The 19,335-nt window shown below is 69.4% G+C and carries 19 protein-coding genes; 7 read left to right on the top strand and 12 right to left on the bottom strand.

Features of this window, described 5'->3' with window-relative positions; genetic code table 11:
• Positions 1-108 precede the first annotated feature (108 nt).
• On the bottom strand, positions 109-1,407 hold the full coding sequence (locus tag J3476_RS08175; RefSeq protein ID WP_286182749.1) for a wax ester/triacylglycerol synthase domain-containing protein: 1,299 nt from the start codon (positions 1,405-1,407) through the stop codon (positions 109-111).
• Positions 1,408-1,469: 62 nt separating this feature from the next.
• Between J3476_RS08175 and J3476_RS08170 the strand changes: the two genes are divergently transcribed.
• On the top strand, positions 1,470-1,952 hold the full coding sequence (locus J3476_RS08170; RefSeq protein WP_207065989.1) for a cation:proton antiporter regulatory subunit: 483 nt from the start codon (positions 1,470-1,472) through the stop codon (positions 1,950-1,952).
• A gap of 5 nt (positions 1,953-1,957) precedes the next feature.
• Positions 1,958-3,160, top strand: coding sequence for a cation:proton antiporter (locus tag J3476_RS08165; RefSeq protein WP_207065988.1), 1,203 nt, complete (start codon positions 1,958-1,960; stop codon positions 3,158-3,160).
• Positions 3,161-3,169: 9 nt separating this feature from the next.
• Here the strand turns inward: J3476_RS08165 and J3476_RS08160 are convergent, their stop codons facing one another.
• A complete protein-coding gene (locus J3476_RS08160; protein WP_163673002.1) occupies positions 3,170-3,970 on the bottom strand; it encodes a potassium channel family protein in 801 nt (266 codons plus the stop codon).
• 215 nt (positions 3,971-4,185) lie between these two features.
• Between J3476_RS08160 and J3476_RS08155 the strand changes: the two genes are divergently transcribed.
• The 4 genes from J3476_RS08155 to J3476_RS08140 all read left to right on the top strand — a co-directional run bounded on the left by J3476_RS08155 (position 4,186) and on the right by J3476_RS08140 (position 8,255).
• Entirely contained in the window at positions 4,186-5,097 is a 912-nt protein-coding gene (locus J3476_RS08155) for a PE-PPE domain-containing protein (RefSeq protein ID WP_207065987.1), read from the top strand.
• A gap of 132 nt (positions 5,098-5,229) precedes the next feature.
• Positions 5,230-6,672 (top strand): PE-PPE domain-containing protein, encoded by a 1,443-nt coding sequence (locus tag J3476_RS08150; protein ID WP_207065986.1) that lies wholly within the window; start codon positions 5,230-5,232, stop codon positions 6,670-6,672.
• A gap of 127 nt (positions 6,673-6,799) precedes the next feature.
• Entirely contained in the window at positions 6,800-6,964 is a 165-nt protein-coding gene (locus J3476_RS08145; RefSeq protein ID WP_207065985.1) for a hypothetical protein, read from the top strand.
• 82 nt (positions 6,965-7,046) lie between these two features.
• Positions 7,047-8,255 (top strand): hypothetical protein, encoded by a 1,209-nt coding sequence (locus J3476_RS08140; protein ID WP_207065984.1) that lies wholly within the window; start codon positions 7,047-7,049, stop codon positions 8,253-8,255.
• Between the two features lie 82 nt (positions 8,256-8,337).
• Here J3476_RS08140 and J3476_RS08135 read toward each other — a convergent pair whose 3' ends face one another.
• Genes J3476_RS08135 through J3476_RS08095 form a run of 9 tightly spaced genes read right to left on the bottom strand, consistent with a single transcriptional unit; the run spans position 8,338 to position 17,801 of the window.
• A complete protein-coding gene (locus tag J3476_RS08135) occupies positions 8,338-9,306 on the bottom strand; it encodes a 2-hydroxyacid dehydrogenase (RefSeq protein WP_207065983.1) in 969 nt (322 codons plus the stop codon).
• 10 nt (positions 9,307-9,316) lie between these two features.
• Positions 9,317-10,660 (bottom strand): enolase C-terminal domain-like protein, encoded by a 1,344-nt coding sequence (locus tag J3476_RS08130; protein ID WP_207065982.1) that lies wholly within the window; start codon positions 10,658-10,660, stop codon positions 9,317-9,319.
• A 25-nt stretch (positions 10,661-10,685) separates the two neighbouring features.
• Positions 10,686-11,483: an IclR family transcriptional regulator gene (locus tag J3476_RS08125; protein WP_207065981.1), complete on the bottom strand. Its 798-nt coding sequence runs from the start codon at positions 11,481-11,483 to the stop codon at positions 10,686-10,688.
• Positions 11,484-11,493: 10 nt separating this feature from the next.
• Positions 11,494-12,219 (bottom strand): sulfite exporter TauE/SafE family protein, encoded by a 726-nt coding sequence (locus J3476_RS08120; RefSeq protein WP_207065980.1) that lies wholly within the window; start codon positions 12,217-12,219, stop codon positions 11,494-11,496.
• Positions 12,216-13,220 carry an ABC transporter ATP-binding protein gene (locus J3476_RS08115; protein ID WP_207065979.1) on the bottom strand — a complete coding sequence of 335 codons (1,005 nt, stop codon included), beginning with the start codon at positions 13,218-13,220 and terminating at the stop codon, positions 12,216-12,218. The genes J3476_RS08120 and J3476_RS08115 overlap by 4 nt, the downstream gene beginning before the upstream one ends.
• On the bottom strand, positions 13,213-14,265 hold the full coding sequence (locus tag J3476_RS08110) for an ABC transporter ATP-binding protein (protein ID WP_207065978.1): 1,053 nt from the start codon (positions 14,263-14,265) through the stop codon (positions 13,213-13,215). The genes J3476_RS08115 and J3476_RS08110 overlap by 8 nt, the downstream gene beginning before the upstream one ends.
• Positions 14,266-14,279: 14 nt before the next feature.
• Complete coding sequence (locus J3476_RS08105) at positions 14,280-15,275, bottom strand: ABC transporter permease (protein WP_207065977.1); 996 nt, start codon at positions 15,273-15,275, stop codon at positions 14,280-14,282.
• Between the two features lie 19 nt (positions 15,276-15,294).
• A complete protein-coding gene (locus J3476_RS08100; protein ID WP_152515500.1) occupies positions 15,295-16,224 on the bottom strand; it encodes an ABC transporter permease in 930 nt (309 codons plus the stop codon).
• Positions 16,225-16,244: 20 nt separating this feature from the next.
• Positions 16,245-17,801: an ABC transporter substrate-binding protein gene (locus tag J3476_RS08095; protein ID WP_207065976.1), complete on the bottom strand. Its 1,557-nt coding sequence runs from the start codon at positions 17,799-17,801 to the stop codon at positions 16,245-16,247.
• A 310-nt stretch (positions 17,802-18,111) separates the two neighbouring features.
• Between J3476_RS08095 and J3476_RS08090 the strand changes: the two genes are divergently transcribed.
• Positions 18,112-19,107 carry a 2-hydroxyacid dehydrogenase gene (locus J3476_RS08090; protein WP_207065975.1) on the top strand — a complete coding sequence of 332 codons (996 nt, stop codon included), beginning with the start codon at positions 18,112-18,114 and terminating at the stop codon, positions 19,105-19,107.
• A gap of 81 nt (positions 19,108-19,188) precedes the next feature.
• Here J3476_RS08090 and J3476_RS08085 read toward each other — a convergent pair whose 3' ends face one another.
• Positions 19,189-19,314, bottom strand: coding sequence for a calcium-binding protein (locus J3476_RS08085; protein ID WP_163673015.1), 126 nt, complete (start codon positions 19,312-19,314; stop codon positions 19,189-19,191).
• Between the last annotated feature and the right edge of the window lie 21 nt (positions 19,315-19,335).

Below are 19,335 nucleotides of genomic sequence, written 5' to 3'. Positions count from 1 at the left end.
TGCGAACGGGGCGCCGTGAAGCTCGCCTCCACGCGCGCCCACTGGTAGCCCGACTGTATTGCGCTGGTTTGCTGGGCACAGCGTTTTGGCCGGACGGTCAGCAATACGTCACGCCGGGGCGGCGGTGGCCAACTCCGTGTAGGCGGCGGCGACGTGATCGGCCAGCAGCCGCACGCCGGGCAGCGCCCCAGGATCGGTGCACAGGCCGACGCCGATGTCGTCTCCGCACGAGATCGCCGAGATGCGCAGCGCATGGTGCATCGCCGGCTCGGACGAGGAGAACAGGTGCTGCACCCGTCGGCCCGCGACCGACACGGCACCGGCAGGCCCCGGCACATTGGACACGGCGACGCTGAATTCGCGCCCGCCGCCGGCCAGCCGACCCACCGCGGCGCCGAGACGAGGGAGTCGGCCCAGCGCGTGGAACAGATCGAACAGCTCCTCGGCGTCGCCGAGCCGCTTGCGCCGGGCGGTCTCGGCGCGGATCAGATCCAGCCGGAGTAGCGGATCCTGTTCGGCCAGCGGCAGATCGACGTTGATGAACGAGTCGCGGTTGCCCAGGTCGTGTGCTGTCTCGTCGCGGTGGTGGAGGCTGACCGGGACCTGCGCCCGCAGCCGCCCCGCCGCGGTGCCGCGTGAGCTCAGCCACTGTCGAAGACCACCGGCGATCACCGCCAGCAGCGCGTCGTTGACCGTGGCGTGGACGGGCCGCGACGCCCCGATCTCCTTGAGTCGCGACAGCGGCAGCACGGTGAACGCCAGTTCGCGGGCGGCGCCGACCGGCCGGTCGAACGGGGAATGCGGACCGGGGCGGCCGAGTTCGCGCAGCACCACGTCGGGCATCCGCCGCACTTCGGTCAGCCGCGACGGCGCCGCGGCGCTGCGCATCCCGGCAGCACGCGGGGCGCTGTCATCGCGCGGGTCGAACAGCACCGCGTCCAGGAAACGGATCCCGGCGATCCCGTCGGCCATCGCATGATGGATCCGCGCGGCGATCGCTTCACGGCCGTCGTCGAGCGGCCCCAGGACGTCGAAGGTCCACAACGGCCGCCGGCGGTCGAGATGCTCGGCCATGAGCGCGCCCACCTGCTGCCACAATTCGGCCTGCGTCACCACCTCACCTCCGGCGCGCCGACGCACGTGGGCAGTGATGTCGAACTGCTCGTCGGCGACCCAGCGCGGCCCGTCGCCTCCGGTGTCGACCCGCTCGGTGGCTCGCGGCTGGTCGGACAGTCGGCCTGCCACGCTGTTTCGCAACCGGCCGACGTCGAGAATTTCGCCGGGCTCGAGGATGATCAGCTTGAGCGTGTGACCGGTGATGGCCGCCGACTCCAGACCGAGGATCCGCGCGTCCTCGCCCGAGAGGGATTCGCCGTCCTCGGACACCATGAGCCCAGTATCGGACACGTCGGCCACGCGGTCCGGGGCTTGCGGCACACGGTCGGGATGGGTCGGTCAAGATGGGACGCATGGACGTCAACGAGGTTCTGCTGCCCGGTGTGGGGCTGCGTTACGAGTTCGACAACACCGACGGCGACCGCATCGGCGTCGTCGCGAAGCGGGCCGGCGACTTCGAGGTCGTGCTGTACGCCGCCGAGGATCCCGATGTGGCGCAGCCGCTGTTTCACCTCAACGCCGAAGAGGCCGACGCGCTGGCCCAGATCCTGGGCGCCCCGCGCATCGCCGAGCGGTTCGCCGATCTGACCCATGAGGTGCCCGGTCTGGAGGCGGGACAGGTCTCCATCGACCCCGACTGTCCCTACGCCGACCGGCCCCTCGGGGACGCCCGCGTGCGCACCCGCACCGGCGCCTCGGTCGTCGCGATCGTGCGCGACGAGGACGTCCAGCCGTCGCCCGGCCCGGCCGATGTGCTGCGCGTCGGCGACATCCTCGTCATCATCGGCACCGAGGAAGGCATCACCCAGGTCGAGCACATTTTCGACAAGGGCTGAGCGGGGTGCACGGCTCCGTCGCGCTGCTGATCCAGATCGGGCTGCTCCTGGTCGTCCTGACCGTGCTGGGTGCCCTGGCCCGCAAAGTGTCGCTGTCACCGATCCCGCTGTACCTGCTGGCCGGGCTCAGCCTCGGTGAGGGCGCGATACCGGTCGAACCGTCGGCGTCGGAGTTCATCGAGACCGGCGCGCTGGTCGGGGTGGTGCTGCTGCTGCTGACACTGGGGCTGGAGTTCTCGGTCACCGAGTTCGCCGCCAGCATGCGCAAACATCTTCCGTCCGCGTGGGTGGACCTCGCGCTCAACGCCACCCCGGGAGCGCTCGTCGGCTGGTTCCTCGGCCTGGACTTCGTCGGGATCCTGGCAATGGCCGGCGTCACCTACATCTCGTCGTCCGGGGTGGTGTCGCGGCTGCTCACCGATCTGCGCCGGTTGGGTAACCGCGAGACCCCGGCGGTGCTGTCGGTGCTCGTGCTCGAGGACTTCGCGATGGCGGTGTATCTGCCGTTGCTCGCGGTGCTGGCGGCCGGGGGGACGTGGGTGAACGCCGTCGTCGGCATCGCCATCGCGATCGTGGCGTTGGCGGTGACGTTCCTGGCGTCCTACAAGTGGGGGCACGTCGTCGAGCGGCTGGTGTCGCACCCGGATTCGGAGCTGTTGTTGCTGCGGGTGCTCGGCGTGGCGCTGCTGGTCGCCGGACTTGCGGAGTTCGTGCACGTGTCGGCCGCCGTGGGCGCCTTCCTGGTGGGCCTGACGCTGAGCGGGGAGACGGCGGTCCGGGTGCGGGAACTGCTCAGCCCGTTGCGGGACCTGTTCGCCGCGATCTTCTTCGTCTCGATCGGGTTCATGGTGGATCCGGCGGTGATGATCCCGATGTTGCCGCTGGCGGTGGTGCTGGCCGTGGTCACGGCGGCCACCAAGGTGGTGTCGGGGATGTACGCCGCGAAGCGCGAAGGGGTGGCGCGTCCGGGTCAGCTCCGGGCGGGCACCGCACTGATCGTGCGCGGGGAGTTCTCGCTGGTCATCATCGCGCTGGTCGGCGAATCGATTCCGGTGATCGAGGCCATCGCCATGCCGTACGTCTTCGTGCTGGCGTTCTTGGGGCCGGTGGCCACCCTGCTCAGCGGGCGTGTCACCGCGCGACCCCGACTCCAGCGGCGGGTGTCGCGGCCCGCTCGGGCGCGACGTGCCGACCCGCCCTCGGGCTGAGCCGACAAGTCAGCGGCGCGACCACGCTCCGCGACGGACCTCGTCACGCGAAGCGCTCTCACGTTCCAGGTGCCGGGTGTGTTCCCGTCCGGCGTCGTGTCCGCGCAGCTGCCGGGACAGGTGCCGGATCTCGTCGCGCAGCTCGTCGATCTGCGCGGCCGTGGCCGCGCGGTGCGCCGAGTCCTCCTCCGAGACACGCTCGACGATCCACGACGCGACCGTCGCGGTGATCACACCGATCAGGCTGATCCCGCCGATCATCAGCAGCACCGCGATAACCCGCCCCGTCGTGGTGACCGGGTACTCGTCGCCGTAACCGACGGTCGTGACCGTCACGATCGACCACCACACGGCTTCGCCGAAGTTGGTGATGGTGGCCTCGGCGGCGTTGCGCTCGGTCTCCAGCATCGCCAGCGACGCCACATAGACCAGCAGCGTCGCGCTGGCCGCGGTGTACATCACCACCCGGCCGCGGATCGCGTCGCCGCCGGCCCGGTGCAGCACCTTGACGAGGACGACCAGCCGCAACAGTCGCAGCGGGCGCAGGAACGGGAGCACGACGATCGCCAGGTCCAGCAAGTGCCGGAAGAACCAGCGGACACGCTGGGGCGCGAGCGTGAGGCGGACGACGTAGTCGACGACGAACGTCACGTACAGCACCGTCATCACCGCATCGAGGGTGTTGTTCACCGCACGCGGCGGCTCGGCGAGCACCTGCACCGAGTACACCACCAGGAAGATGACGGCTACCGCGGCCAGCACCCACTCGCTGCGAGACTCCCATTGCTCGAGTCGTTGCGAGGAGGCCATCGGTCGATCTGCACCTTTCATTCCATGGCGGTGTTCATGCGTCGAACAGGGACGATGACGGTCACGCTACCGCGAAACGCCTGGGGGAGGAGTACCCACTACCGGCCCGAAGGTAGACGTCGGGGCCGGTACGGTGGGTCGTAGCAAACCTCTGATCATCACCGGCGGGCCGTGTCACCGCGCCCCTCGGCCTCAGGAGAGGGTGGGCAGCTCGGGTGACTCGCTCGGCCGGCGGCGGCCTTGAAACGCCCAAGACGCCGAAGCGGGCGGAGCGGCGACCGCGGGCCGCGCTGCACTACCTGCGAGGCACCAAGATCGGCGACGATCCCCCCGACGAGGTCTTCGAGCGGTTCATCGACGCGGTCATCAACGGCGTCGGAACGGCACCGCCGGTCCGCTACGAGAAGGTGTCCTACAACGCGGGCTTCTGGCCGCTCTCGCATGGCGGTACGGCCGACCTGACCTACGACGCGTCGTTGGCACAAGGCGTGCAGTTGCTGACCGAGCGGGCCGCCGAGCCGGGCGATGTGATCTTCGGGTTCTCCCAGGGTGCGGTCGCGGCGTCGTTCTACAAGTCCGCTCACAGCGGCAACCGCTACGTGCTGGTGGAAAACCCGAGCCGCCCCAACGGCGGCATCATGGCGCGCTTCCCGGGGGTGTCGATCCCGGTCGCCGGCGTCACGTTCAGCGGTGCCACCCCGCACAACGGTGACCACACCATCGACGTGGCCCGCCAGTACGACGGTTGGGCCGACTTCCCGGCCGACCTGTGGAACCCGTTGGCGGTGGCGAACGCGCTGATGGGCATCCTGGTCGTGCACGGCGGCACCCAAACCGAGGTGACCGCCGACGAAATTCGGGCAGCCGAGTCGGCGGGGCCGGAGTACTACCAGTACGACGCCGATTCGAACACCGTGTACTACCTGCTCAGAACGCCCTCGCTGCCGCTGTTGATGCCGTTCGAACGCTTCCTGCCCCGACGGGTCGCCGACGCCGTGGCGGGCCCCCTGCGCTGGTTCATCGAAACGGCCTATGACCGAAGTGATTACAGCCGCCCGACGCGCTCGACGTTCTTGCGACCGCTGGAACTGCTGCGCAGGGTGGTCGGTGCCGACTCCGGCGTGTGACGCGGTGTCGGCCCGCTGAGTGCCGCGGCGACCAAAACCCCCGATTGCCTTCACAGCAAACTTCTGTCCGTACACTCGCCCTGGGTGGGGGCGCGCGCAGTGACGCCTCCTGGGGGTGTCGGAGGGGGCACTGTGGCAAAGCATCGGTTGGGCACATGTCGACGTCAGCGGACGCAGAGAGCGAAGAACCGCTCGACCGGTCGCCCCAGCGGCCTCGCGGCAACCGGCGCGGCAGGGGTCGCGCTGGCTGGCGCGCTGGCTCTCGGGGCCGCGCCGACGCTGACGGCCAGTCCGCAGTTGTTGTCCGCGCTGCACTATCTGCGCGGTACGAACATCGGGTTCATCCCCAGCGAGCAGCAGTACGAGGACTTCATCAGCACAGTCATCGACGGCAGCGGTCTGACGCCACCGACGTCATACGAGGAGGTCGCGTACAACGCCGGTTTCCGTCCGTTCTCCCACGGTGGCTTCGCCGACCTGAGCTACGACGATTCGGTGGTGCAGGGGGCGCAGCTGCTGGCCGATCAGCAAGCTGCCGAGGGCGACGTGATCTTCGGCTTCTCCCAGGGCGCGGTCGCGGCATCGCTGTACAAGGCCACCCATACCGGCAACACCTATGTTCTGGTGGGCAACCCGAGTCGGCCAAACGGCGGGGTCATGCAGAGGTTCCGGGGCTTGACGATCCCGTTCGTCGACGTCACCTTCAGCGGCGCCACACCGGTCAACGGTGACTTCACGGTCGACGTCGTGCGCCAGTACGACGGCTGGGCTGACTTCCCGACCTATCTGTGGAACCCGGTCGCGATCGCCAACGCATTCATGGGCATCGTGCTGGTGCACGGCAACACTCAACTCGAGCTCACGAGCGAGGATCTCGACCTCGCCGAGCAGTCCGGCAGTGAGTACTACCAGTTCGACGAGCACTCCAACACCGCCTACTACGTCATCAAGACCTATCCGGTCCCGCTGCTGATGCCGTTCGACTGGTTGCCCGACCCGATCCTCGCGGCACTGGATGCGCCGTTGCGCTGGTTCATCGAAACCGCTTACGACCGCACCGATTACAGTCAGCCGTTGCGGTCGAGGCTCTTCGCTCCATGGAGCCTCTTCAGCGCCGACGTTGCCGACGGGCAGGAGCCCGAAAGCGATTCGGGGGACGCAGGCGCGGCACGAATAGCCGACAGCTCGTCCTCCGATGACCCCGCAGCACCCGGTGGAGTCGGCGGGGCACCGATCGGGGGGCAGGAGGTGACCGCCGAGAGCGGTACCGGCGATGCGGAGGACGAGGAGGCCGGCGACCTCGGTGTGGTGGCCGAGGCCGGTGAGGAGGACGACATGGGCTCTGGGGGCGGCGAATCGCCGTCGGCGGCCTTGGATCCCCCCGGCGAGCCTGACGCGCTGCCCGCCGACTCCGGCGTCGACGAACTCGAGGAAGCGGTCCCAGCGACCGAAGGTCAAGAATCGGGGGACGCGGCTGACGCCGGGGCGGACAACCCCGGTGCCGCCGCCGGAGCCGCAGCCGAGGACTCCGCCGACGGCGCAGCTGAGGACTCCGCCGGCGCCGCGGCCGCATAGCCGCCTGAGTCGCCGCCGACACCCTCGTGTGATCGGGCAGACGTGTGTGATGCATTACTTCGCCGTGCGCCGGGCACCGCTGTGGTGAGACCGTCGGATCAGTGTCCGGGGGCCAGAGAGGAGCGTCATGGCGCTGATGGAGTGCCGGCGATGCGGCGCGCAACGGCCGTCCTGGCTGGGTGAACCGCACCGCTGTGTCGGCGACGCCAACGTGTCCTGGCTGGGCTTTCATCAGCTGACCGCGCAGGCCGCGATGGCGTGGCGCCGCCACCTGCTCGACGGAGCAGGCTGAGCGGAAACCCGGCCGGATGCATCGCCGGGGCGGCTCGCGGTAGTGTCGGGGGCTGATCGTTACCAGATTGGAAGCTAGCCCCATGGATCTTGTGCTCGGTTTGTCGATGACGTCGTCATCGGTGCGCTGGGTGCTCGTCGAGTCCGCCGGAGAGGGCAGAACCCTGGACCGCGGCTCACTGCCCGTGGACCATGATCAGGTTTTCGACGCTGACGCCCTGCTCAGCGCGCTGATGGACAGGACCGCGGGTCGGCTGCACGCCATCGGCCTGAACTGGACCACCTCGGCGGAAGCCGCCGCGAACGCGATCTGGCAGGCGCTGACCGACCGTGGCGTCGAGAACGTCATTGCCGTCTCCGACGTCGAGGCCGCCGAAGCGCTGGCCCGCGGTGTCGCCGAACTCGCCGACGGCGATCGGGTCGTGGTCTGCGTCGCCGAGCCGGGCGCCGCTGTCGTCGCCTCGGTCAGCCCGGACGGCGTGACTGCGGACCGTGTGCACCCGACGGACCTCGCCGACGTGGGCGGTTTGTCCCCCGACACGGTGCTGGTTGCGGGCTCCGGAGACGTCGACGCGGTGGTCGGCGCGCTGCGCGAGCGCACCGATGCCGCCGTCGTCGCGGCCGATGAAGCCGACCTGGCGCTGGCCAGGGGCGCCGCGCTGGCCTCGGAGTCGGCGGTGTCGCTGCTCGATGCCGAGTCCGCGCCGCCCCGCCGGGCCCTGTCGCCGACCGCGGCGGCCGCCTCCGTGCTGGTCGCGGCGGTGGTCACGTTCGTGGTCTCGCTCTCGATCGCGCTCGGTATGACGTTCACCCCTGATACCGAGGCGCCGAAGATGGCCCGCTCGGCGAGCGAGCCGCTGCGCGAGGCCGCGCCGCCGTCACCGGTCGAAGCCGCTCCGCCGGCCCCGAAACCGCAGGCCCCGCCGCCACCTGACGCTCCGGTGCCGGCAGAGGCGGTGGCTGCCTTCGTCGAGGTCCCGGACGCGATGCCGATCGTCGAACCGCCCGCAGCCCCGCCGGCGCCGCAGGCCCCGCCGCCCGTGTACGAAGAGCCGATCGCCCCCGCTCCGGCCTATGTGCCCGAGGCTCCGGCCTACGTTCCGCCGGCACCGCCGCCGAACTATCTGCCGCCCGAGCCCGCGCCGGTGTACGTGCCGCCGGCCCCGGCGCCGAACGTGGCGCCGCCGCAGCTGAACACCCCGCAGCCCGAGCCGCGGCTTCGCGATCGGATCATCGAGCGCATTCCGATCATCAACCGGTTCCACGAGCCGGAATACGACTACACGCCCTAGATCCGAAGCGCGTCGCGCCTGAGAGTGGCGCACGGCGTGACGTTGTTGCAGCGCCCTTACTCGGGCGACGCGTGGATCGTCGTCAGGCTCGGTTCACCACATTTTCCAGCGGTTCGCCCTGGGCGAGACGAGTGATGTTGGCGCCGACGTCGTCGACCCGGCCGATGAAGGTGTCGGTGGTGATTCCCGACGAATGCGGGGTCATCAGCACGTTGGGCAGTTCGGCGAACGGCAATTCGCTGGGCGCACAACGCCCTTCGCCGGCGGGGTAGCGGTACCAGACGTCGATCGCGGCCGCCTTGATCACGCCGCCGGCCAGCGCGTCGTAGAGCGCCCGTTCAGCCACCAGCGGCCCACGCCCGACGTTGATCAGGACACCGTCGGAGCCGAGCGCGATCAGCTGCGCCGCCCCGATCATCCCGGTGGTGTGCTCGTTCAACGGCGCGGAGACCACCGCGACGTCGCACTCGTCCAGCAGCTGGTCCAGTCGGCTGGTGTCGCCGACCCAGTCCAGTCCGGCCTGGTCTGCGACCCGGCCCGACCCGGTGACCGCGGCACCCGTGCAGCCGAACGCGCGCAACAGTTTCCAGCTGCACAACCCGATGTGGCCGAAACCGACGAACCCGATCCGGGCGTCCCCGAAGACGGGCGGCTGGGGCAGCGAGCGGTCGTACACCGACGTGGCCCAGATCCCGTCCCGCAGCGCCCGGTCGTGCGTCAGGAAGCCCCGCCGCAGCATCACCGCCGCCCCGGCCACGTACTCGGCGATCGAACGTTCGTGGTGGAAGGTGTTGCACACCGCCACCTCAGGGGGCAACGCGGCGAAGTCGATGCGGTCGGTGCCGGCCCCGGCGACGTGGATGAGACGCAGCCGCTCGGCGGCCCGCACCATGTCGGCGGTGAAGAAGCTGCCGACGAACACCTCGGCGTCGCGCAGTTCCTCGTAGGGCACCCCGTCGGTCAGCCAGACGAACCGTGACCCGGACGGTGCCCGTGCCTGCAGGCGCTCCCGGTGGGGGAGCAGGTTGCCGTCGGCCACCACGATCAACATGTCATTCCTCTCAACCACGCTGCAGCGCAGGGCGTTTGCTGTCGAACGTCCATCCGGGGATCAGGTACTGCATGGCCGCCGCGTCGTCGCGGCCGCCGAGTCCTTCCTGCTGGTACAACGCGTGAGCGGCTGCCACCGCGGCTTCGTCGAGCGTCACGCCCAGCCCGGGTGCCTCGGGGACTGTCAGATAGCCGTCGACGATGCGGTACGGGTCGGTGGTGATGGCCTGGCCGTCCTGCCAGATCCAGTGGGTGTCGATGGCGGTGATCTCACCCGGCGCGGCGGCGGCGACGTGGGTGAACATGGCCAGCGACACGTCGAAGTGGTTGTTGGAGTGCGACCCCCACGTCATGCCCCACGCTTCGCACAGCTGGGCCACCCGCACCGACCCGGCCATGGTCCAGAAGTGCGGATCGGCCAACGGGATGTCGACCGCTCCGGAGCGGATCGCATGCCCCATCTCGCGCCAGTCGGTGGCGATCATGTTGGTCGCGGTCGGCAAGCCGGTGGCGCGTTTGAATTCGGCCATCACCTCGCGGCCGGAGAACCCGCCCTCGGGTCCCACCGGGTCCTCGGCGTAGGCCAGCACCCCGGACAGCTCGCGACATGTCTTGACGGCGTCGCGCAACAACCAACCCCCGTTGGGGTCCAGCGTGATGCGTGCGCCGGGGAATCGCTCGGCGAGCGCGATGACGGCCTTGGCCTCCTCTGGTGCCGGCAGCACGCCGCCCTTGAGCTTGAAGTCGGCGAAACCGTAACGCGCGTGGGCTGCTTCGGCCAGGCGCACCACCGCGTCGGGAGTCAGGGCCTCCTGGTGGCGCACCGTGAGCCAGTCGTCGGCGTCGGGTGCCTCGTCCGCGGGGGACCGGTAGGCCAGGTCGGTCTTCGTGCGGTCTCCGACGAAGAACAGATATCCCAGCGCCTGCACCTCGGTGCGCTGCTGACCGTCGCCGAGCAGCGCGGCGACGGGGACCTCCAGGTGCCGGCCGAGCAGATCCAGCAGCGCCGCCTCGACGGCGGTGACGGCATGCACCGTGACCCGCAGGTCGAAGGTCTGCGCTCCGCGACCGCCGGCGTCGCGTTCGGCGAACGTGCGCCGCATGTCGGCCAGCACCGCGTGGTAGTCGCCGATGCTGCGTCCGGTGATCAGCGGCCGGGCGTCCTCGAGAGTGCGCCGGATCGGTTCGCCGCCGGGCACTTCCCCGACGCCTGTGTTGCCTGCCGAGTCGGAGATGATGATCAGGTTGCGCGTGAAGAACGGCCCGTGCGCGCCGGACAGATTCAGCAGCATGCTGTCGTGGCCGGCGACCGGGATGACGGTCACGTCGGTGACGACGGGTGTTCTGGCGGTCATGGCGCTCCTTCGGGCAGGTATCTGGTCACGAGGCAAACCATTTGTCGCCGTTGGCCAATGGGCGGACCACACGGGTCACCTTGTCGCCGACGTCGCGCAGCGCGTCGATGACCACGCGCTCGCGCTCGGCGGTCAGACGGTCGGCGGGTATCGAGGCGCTGATCGCGTCCTGCGCGGGTCGGCAGTAGCGCAGGGCCACGGCGAAGCAGCGCAGCCCGGAGGTGTTCTCCTCGTCGTCGGAGGCGTACCCCCGCACCCGGACGTCGTCGAGCTGGTGGTCGAGGGTGTCACGGTCGGTGATCGTGGTGGCGGTGAGCGCCTCCAGCGCCGCGGGGACGTGCTTGTCGCGGTCGGCGCCGAACCGTTCTGCCAGCAGGGCCTTGCCCAGCGCCGTGGCGTAGGCGGGCAGTCGCCGGCCCACCCGGCTGGCGGTGCGCAGGTACTGCTGGGATTCCCGGGTGGCCAGGTACACGATGTCCGTGCCGTCGAGGCGGCCGAGGTGGAACGTCTCGTCGAGCTCGGCGCGCAGTTCCTCCAGGAACGGCGTGATGAGCGGTAGGTAGGGGTCGCTGTCGAGGTAGCTGGTGCCGACCAGTAGCGCCCGGATGCCGATGCCGTAGTAGGTGCCGGTGGGGTCCGAGCGCACCCACCCCTGGGCGACCAGCGTGCGGAGCAGGGCGTGGGCGCTGCTGCGCGGCATGTCCAGGGCGTCGCTGATCTCGCGCAGCCGGGCCGGGTCGGTGGGGCGGGCGGCCAGATACTCGAGCAGCTCGACCGTGCGTACCGCCGACTTCACCTTGCGCACCGAGATGTCCTGGCTCAACGTGTCCCCCTCAGAAGGTCAGCAGCAGCTCGCGCCCGATCAGCACGACGGCGCCGGTGGCCGAGACGCCGATCGCCAACCAGCGCAGCCGCAGCGGATTGAGATACCGGTTGAGCACCCGGGAGAGCAGGTATCCGAGCACCGCGGCCGGAACCAGCAGCGCGAAGGTCTTCAGCGTGCGGCCGTCGACGGCGCCGGTGAAGGCGAGCACGATCAGCGAGATCACCGAGCCGACGAGGAAGAAGCTGCTCATCGTGCTGCGCAGCACCGCACCGCTGTTGCGCTGCCAGACCAGCGCCATGGGTGGCCCACCGATCGACGTCGCGGTGCCCAGCAGCCCCGAGGCCGCGCCGGCCAGCACGACGTTGCGGCGCCGGGCCGCCGGAACCCAACCGGAGCTGGTGAGCACCACGCCGCCCAGCACCACAGCGGCCAGCACGATCACCAACGCCTGATGCGGCAGCGCGGCCAGCAGCAGTGCGCCGGCCACGGTCCCGGGCACCCGCCCGATCAACGCCCAGCCGGTCCCCGACAGGTCGATGGCTTCCCGTTCGCGCACCACCACCATCAGCGTGACCAGCGTGGCGACCATGATCAGCGTGCCCGGGATCATCGCCGGTTCGATCATCGCGACGATCGGTGCGGCGAACATCCCCATGCCGAATCCGATCGACGCCTGCAAGGCCGAAGCGAACAGAATCGCCGCGGCCACGACGCAGAATCCCGCGAGGGTCATGCCGACACGGTCTCAAGTCCACTCCCCTCCAGCAGCAACGGGTGGTGGCACAGCGCCGTGTGGCCGCCGAAGTCGGGGTCCACGGTGACCGGCGGCGTGGTGGTGGCGCACACGTCGGTGGCCTTCCAGCAGCGGGTGCGAAAGCGGCAGCCCGACGGCGGGTTCAGCGGTGAGGGCACCTCGCCGGAGAGCAGGATGCGTTCCTGGCGGTGTGCGCCGTCGAGGGTGGGCGCCGCGGACATCAGCGCCGCGGTGTACGGGTGGTCGGAGCGGTCGAACACCGTGTCGGTGGGGCCGTTCTCGATGATCTTGCCGAGATACATCACCGCAACCCGGTCTGCGACGTGGCGCACCACCGAGAGATCGTGCGAGATGAAGATGTAGGAGATGCCGAGTTGCTCCTGCAGATCGTTGAGCAGGTTGAGTACCTGGGCCTGTACCGAGAGGTCGAGCGCGGAGACGGGTTCGTCGCAGATGATGACGTCAGGGTTCAGCGCCAGCGCACGGGCGATGCCGATGCGTTGCCGCTGGCCGCCGGAGAATTCCTGCGGATACTTGTCGGCGGCCTTGGCGCCCAGGCCCACCAGGTCCAGCAGGCCGCGCACCCGCATGTCGCGGTCCTGGCGGTTCTTGACGAGCCCCCTGTGACTGCGCCACGGCTCGGCGATGATCTCGGCGGCCGACATCCGGGAGTTCAGGGACGCGTAGGGATCCTGGAACACCATCTGCACCCGGCTGCGGAACTTCAGCAGCTCGGCGCCGGTGAGGGTGAACGGGTCCACGCCGTCGAAACGCACCGTTCCGGCGTCCGGACGTTCGAGCATCAGCAACGTCCGTGCCAGGGTCGACTTTCCGCAGCCGGATTCGCCTACCAGGCCGAGGGTTTCGCCGCGCGCCAGGTCCAGGCTGATGCCGTCGAGCGCGCAGAGTCTGTTCTTTCCGGCGTGCGGGACGCGGAACGACTTGCGGACGTCGCGGACTTCGAGCAGATTCTCAGACATCGTCACTCTTTTCTCTTGGCGTGCGGGGCGTGACCTCTTCCGGGAAGTGGCAGGCGGCCTTGCGATGTTCGCCGACGTGGTCGAGGGTGGGCCGGGTGGTGACGCAGATGTCGCGCGCCAACGGGCAGCGCTCCTGGTAGACGCATCCCTCGGGAATGTCGTGCAGGTCCGGCGGTGACCCGCCGATCGACGTCAGGCCGTCGCCGCGGCGGGCGTTGACGGGCACCGAGTCGAGCAGGCCCTTCGTGTAGGGATGCTTCGGGTCGGCGAAAACCTCGGCGACGGTGCCGGTTTCGATGACGTTGCCGGCGTACATGACGGCGACACGGTCGGCTTCTTCGGCCACCAGGGCCAGATCGTGGGTGATCAGGACGACGGCCATGTCGAACTCGGTGCGCAGGTCCCGCAGCAGCGCCATGATCTGGGCCTGCACTGTGACGTCGAGCGCGGTGGTCGGCTCGTCGGCGATCAGCACGCTGGGGTTGAGGGCGACGGCCATGGCGATCAGCAGCCGCTGGCGCATGCCTCCGGAGAACTGGTGCGGGTAGGAGTTCAGTCGGGTCTCCGGCTGGGGGATGCCGACCCGCGCCATCAGTTCGACGGCCTTGGCCTTGGCATCCTTGGCGTTGAGTCCCTTGTGGATCCGGAACGGTTCGGCCAGTTGGGTCCCGACGGTGTAGAGCGGGTTGAGCGCGGTCAGCGCGTCCTGGAACACGATGGCCAGTTCGGTGCCGGCCATCGCGCGCCGCTTCTTGCGGTCGGCGGAGAGCAGGTCGACACCGGACAGGGTGGCGCTGCCCGCGACGACATCGGCCACCGGTTCGAGCAGGCCGACCAGTGCGGTCGCGGTCATCGACTTGCCGCAGCCGGATTCACCCAGCAGGGCCAGCGTTTCGCCGCGCCGGGCCTGGAACGACACATCGTTGACGGCGCGCAGGGTGCCCGAGATGGTGCGGACCTCGACCGAGAGCCCGTCGACGTCGAGCACCGTGGGCGCGTCGGCGTGGTGGTCGGTCTGCGTGTCAGGGCGTGCTGGTGCGGTCATGCTCGAGCCTTTCATCAGAGGCGCTTTCCCGACTTGGTGAACGTGTTCAGTCGCTTCTGCGGGACGGTCAGGCGCCAACGCTGGCCGGGGTCGGTGGCGATGCGGGCCCAGGCGGCCAGGATGGTGGCCGACACGGTGGTGATCACGATGGCCAGGCCGGGGAAGAATGACAGCCACCAGGCGGTGTGCAGGTAGGTGCGGCCCTGGGCGACCATCAGGCCCCAGCTGACGTCGGGCGGCTGGATACCGATGCCGAGGAAGCTCAGCGAGCTCTCGGCGAGCATCACGTAGCAGAAGTCCAGCGTGGCGACGGTCAGCATGGTGGGCAGCACGATCGGCAGCACGTGACGCCAGATGATCGAGGTGGCGCTCGCACCGAAGGTTCTTGCTGCGTCGACGAATACGCGGCTGGCCAGTTCGGCGGATTCGGCGCGCGCGGTGCGCAGGTACACCGGGATGCGGGTGAGCGCCAGCACCATGACGATGTTGGCCGCGCTGGGGGAGAACACGTAGAGCACGACGACGGCCAGCAGCAGCGACGGGAAGCTCATGATGACGTCGGCGACGCGCATCGCGAGCGTTTCGCGCCAGCCGCGGTGATAGCCGGCCCACATGCCCACCGCCGAGCCGATGACCGCGGAGATGACCACGGCCGGGATCGCGACCGACAGGGTGGTCTGGCAGGCCACGACGAGGCGGGCCAGCATGCTGCGGCCCAGCGGGTCGGTGCCCAGCACGTTGGCCCAGCCGTGGGCCAGTGTGAACGGCGGCTGGTTGGAGTTGTCGAGGTCGATGCGGATGGCGAGGTCACCGACCAGCAGCGGCCCGACGAGCGCGGTCAGCACCACGATGCCGAGGACGCCGGCCGCGGTGAGCGCGACCCGGTCGTTGGACAGCAGCCGGAACCAGAACGAGGGCCCGGACTGCTTGGTGGTGCGTGAGGATGTGTCGTCCTCGCCGACGATCGCGGTGGTCGGCTTGACCGGGATCAGGTCGATTGACGTGCTCATGGTTGTCTCCTGGGACTTCTCAGACTCGGGCGGGTTCGCGGACCCGCGCGTCGAGCAGCGCGTAGCAGGCGTCGATGATGATGTTGAGCAGGAAGATGCTGACGGCGGTGAGCAGGACGGCGGCCTGCAGAACGGCGAAGTCGCGCTGCAGGATCGCGTCGATCATCAGCTTGCCGATGCCGGGCCAGCCGAAGATGGCCTCGACCACCACCGCGCCGTTGATGAGGCTGACCATCAGGTCGCCGGCGACGGTGAGCGCGGGTGCTGCGGCGTTGCGCAACGCGTGGTGGGACACGACCCGGAAGTCGCCCGCGCCCTTGCTGCGTGCCAGCCGGATGTAGGGCGCCGACAGGGCCGAGACCATCGCCCCGCGCACCACCTGGGTGAGCACACCCAGGGGCCGGATCATCAGCGTCGCGACGGGCAGGATCCAGGACAGCACGCCGGCGTCGACACCGGAGGTGGGCAGCACGCCGAGGAGCACCGCGAACAGCCACACCCCGGTGATCGCGAACCAGAAGTCGGGGATGGACGCCGCGGTCATCGACAGCAGGCTGGAGAACCGGTCGGCCAGCGAGTTCGGGCGGTAGGCGGCCCAGCAGCCGACGACGACGGCTCCGACGATCGCCAGCAGCATCGTCGCGAACGCGAGTTGCAGCGTGGCGGGGAAGGCGCGCAACGCCATCTCCGCGGCCGATTCACCGGTGCGCAGCGAGGTGCCGAAGTCCAGGTGCAGGACGCCCTTGAAGTAGTCGACCAGCTGGGTGATCAGCGGATCGTTGAACCCGTTCTGCTCGGCGAACGCGGCGCGCTGCTCGGGGGTGGCCGACTCCGACAGGTACAGGTTCGTCGGGTCACCGGTGAGCCGGGCGAGCAGGAACACCCCGAGCAGGACGATGATCAGCGGGAGGGCGCTGGTGTACATCCGGCGCCGGACGAAGGAGAACATGGGCTGGGCCTTCCTGTTTCTCAGGACTTGTCGGTCCGGTCGGCGGCGGGTGACATCGCGGCCAGGCGCATCTCGTCGCCGGTCGCCGAATTGGGGGTGTAGTCGACGCGTGGCGACTTGCCGAGGATGCCGCGCATGTGGGCGAGGTAGGCCATCTGCATGATCTGCTGGGGCTCCTCGGCGAACAGCTCGGCGAACGCGTCCTGGCGGGCTCGGCCCTCGAGCTGCTCGGCGGCTCGGATCTTTGCATCGAATTCCGCTGTGCCGTAGGCGCTCTGCGGACCGTCGGAGAGCGTGTACTGGTCCATCGTGAACGCGGCATCGCCGGCCTGGTTGCCGTGCATGATCATCAGCAGGTAGGGCCCGGTGTTCGGGGGGAACGGCCGCAGCTGGTACTCGAGCTGGGAGGCGGTGTCCATCATCTCGATCTTGACGTTGAGCCCGATCTCGGTGAACTCGCTCTGCAGCACCTCGATGGTCTCGGCGATCTTGGGGAACTGCGCGGTGCGTCCGATCAGGCGGATCTCCCTGTCAACCGGCACCCCGTCGGCGCGGGCCTCGTCGATCAGCGCCTTGGCCTTGTCCGTGTCGTGCGGCCAGGGCTGCAACTGGTCGTTGTAGCCGACCACACCGGACGGGATCAGCTGGGCGGCGGGCTGACCCAGGTCGCGGAACAGGGCTTTGACGATGCCGGTGCGGTTGGTGGCGTAGTTGATCGCCTGGCGGACGCGGATGTCGTCGAGCGGCGGCTCGGTGGCCTGCATGCGCAGTGCCGTGGTCTCGTTGTTCTGGAACGGCACCCCGAGGTCGCCGGCGCCGTCCTCGGGGCCCAGGCCGGTGGCGATGTCGGCCTCGTCGTTGGTGATCATCGCCGCGCGCACGCTTCCCTCGCTGCGCCACTGGTATTCGGCGACCGGGAACGCCGGCGCGTCACCCCAGTAGGTGTCGTTGCGGGCCAGGATCAGCTTCTGTCCGTACTCCCAGTCGCGGATCGCGTAGGGTCCGGTGCCGATCGGCTCGCGCACCTTCTCGGTCATGCTGGTGGTGCGGGGCACGATCTCGACGAACGAGAGACGCAGCGGCAGAATCGGATCGGGCTCGGTGGTGCCGACCACGACGGTGCGCTCGTCGGGGGTCTGCAGGGTCAGCACCTCGTCACCGAAGACGTAGCCGTCGACGTTGCACTGCAGATCGGAGTTGACCGCGCGGTCGATCGAGAAGGCGGCGTCCTCGGCGGTGAACGGTGCCCCGTCGGAGAAGGTCACACCGTCGCGCAGGGTGAATGTCCACTCGGTGGGGCTGTTCTGCTCCCAGTCGGTGGCCAGCAGCGGTTCCAGGTCGCCGGTGGTCGGGTTGCGCTCCACCAGCGGCTCGGTGATGTTGGAGCGCACCACGACGCCGGTGGAGGTCAGTGAGCTCTCGCAGGGCTCGAGTGTGGGGGGCTCCTGGGGCAGGACGATGCGCAGCGTGTTGAGGTCGTATCCGCCTCCGCCGGAGTTGGCGACCGAGCAGCCGCTGGCGGCGACGGCGACTCCCGCGAGGGCCATCGCGGTCAGGCGCCGTGTGTTCCGCTTCATCGATCCTCCCGGGCTGGGGATGTCTGGCGTCTACGTATGTAGATGCAATGTGTGATGACAGCCACACGCTATGGCGGTGTTTTGGAGACCGTCAACCCTGCTCAAATGGCCGTATCCGGGCGATTTTCGGGCGTCAGTGGCGCTGTCTCTGCCTACTCACACCGGCCCTGAGCTGCAATTTCGATCGGGGCGGCGGCGTGGCGATACCCCGGCGCGCGGCGGACTGGAGCACCTATGCGCTTTGGCTATCAGTCCATGCTATTTCGGACGTGGACGGGTATCCGCAGGTCGTCGTAGCGTGAACAGCACTATGACTGCGTCCACCGACCATCCCCCAGCCGCGACGAAGCGCGCCGTCCTGCAGGTCGGCCCCCTGAAACCGTCGCTGTCGGCCACGCTGGTCGACGACTACGCCGCCTGGGTGCTGCCCGACGCCGAGGACGAACGTCACAGTTTTCTGTCGCGGCACGGCGCCGAGATCGCCGCGGTGGTGACCTCGGGGCGGACCGGCGTGGACGCCGAGTTGATGGCGGCGCTGCCGAACCTCGGCGCGGTCGTCAACTTCGGCGTCGGCTACGACACCACCGATGTCGACGCGGCCGCGGCGCGCGGCGTCGCGGTCAGCAACACCCCCGATGTGCTGACCGACTGTGTGGCCGACACGGCGGTCGGGCTGATGATCGACACGCTGCGCCAGTTCTCGGCCGCCGACCGCTACCTGCGTGCCGGGCGCTGGCCGGTGGACGGCAACTATCCGCTGACCCGCCAGGTCAGCAACACCCGCGTCGGCATCGTCGGCCTGGGCCGGATCGGCACGGCGATTGCGTTGCGGCTGAGTGCCTTCGGCTGCTCGATCAGCTACCACAACCGGCGAGAGGTGCCCGACTCGCCTTACACCTATGCCGCGTCGCCGGTGGAGCTCGCGCGCGGGGTCGACGTGCTGATCGTGGCCGCGGCCGGCGGCGACGGTACCCGCAATCTGGTGGACCGCGCCGTGCTGGACGCGCTGGGGCCCGACGGCTATCTGATCAACATCGCCCGCGGCAGCGTGGTCGACCAGGACGCCTTGGTGTCGGCGCTGCTGGACGGCCGTCTCGCCGGCGCCGGACTGGACGTGTTCGCCGACGAGCCGCACGTGCCGGAGCAGCTGTTCGCGCTGGACAACGTCGTGTTACTGCCGCACGTCGCCAGCGGCACGGTGCAGACGCGCGCCGCGATGGAGGCGCTGACGCTGCGCAACCTCGACGAGTTCCTCGCCACCGGCGCGCTGATCACCCCGGTCCGGTTGCCCGCCGCCGCGAAATAGGATTCCGGGCTGCGGTGGGACCCGGCAGCGCAGCCCTGGTTTCTCACTCGCGGTGGGTCCGACGAGCGCCGCGACGTCAGCTCAGCGGCGGACGGCGCAGCCGGCGGCGATGTTGTGGCAGTGCCCGTCGCCCTTGCAGGTGGCGCAGTGGCACCGGCAGCCCTGGTTTCTCAACTTCTCGGAGATCTTGTGGTCATCTCTAGCCATGACATGCTCCTTTGCGAATAC

This window comes from Mycobacterium sp. PO1, from assembly GCF_017312405.1.
Classification (GTDB): Bacteria; Actinomycetota; Actinomycetes; order Mycobacteriales; family Mycobacteriaceae; genus Mycobacterium.
The sequence above is the reverse complement of the archived record's forward strand: the minus strand, read 5'-3'. Positions and strand labels throughout refer to the sequence as shown.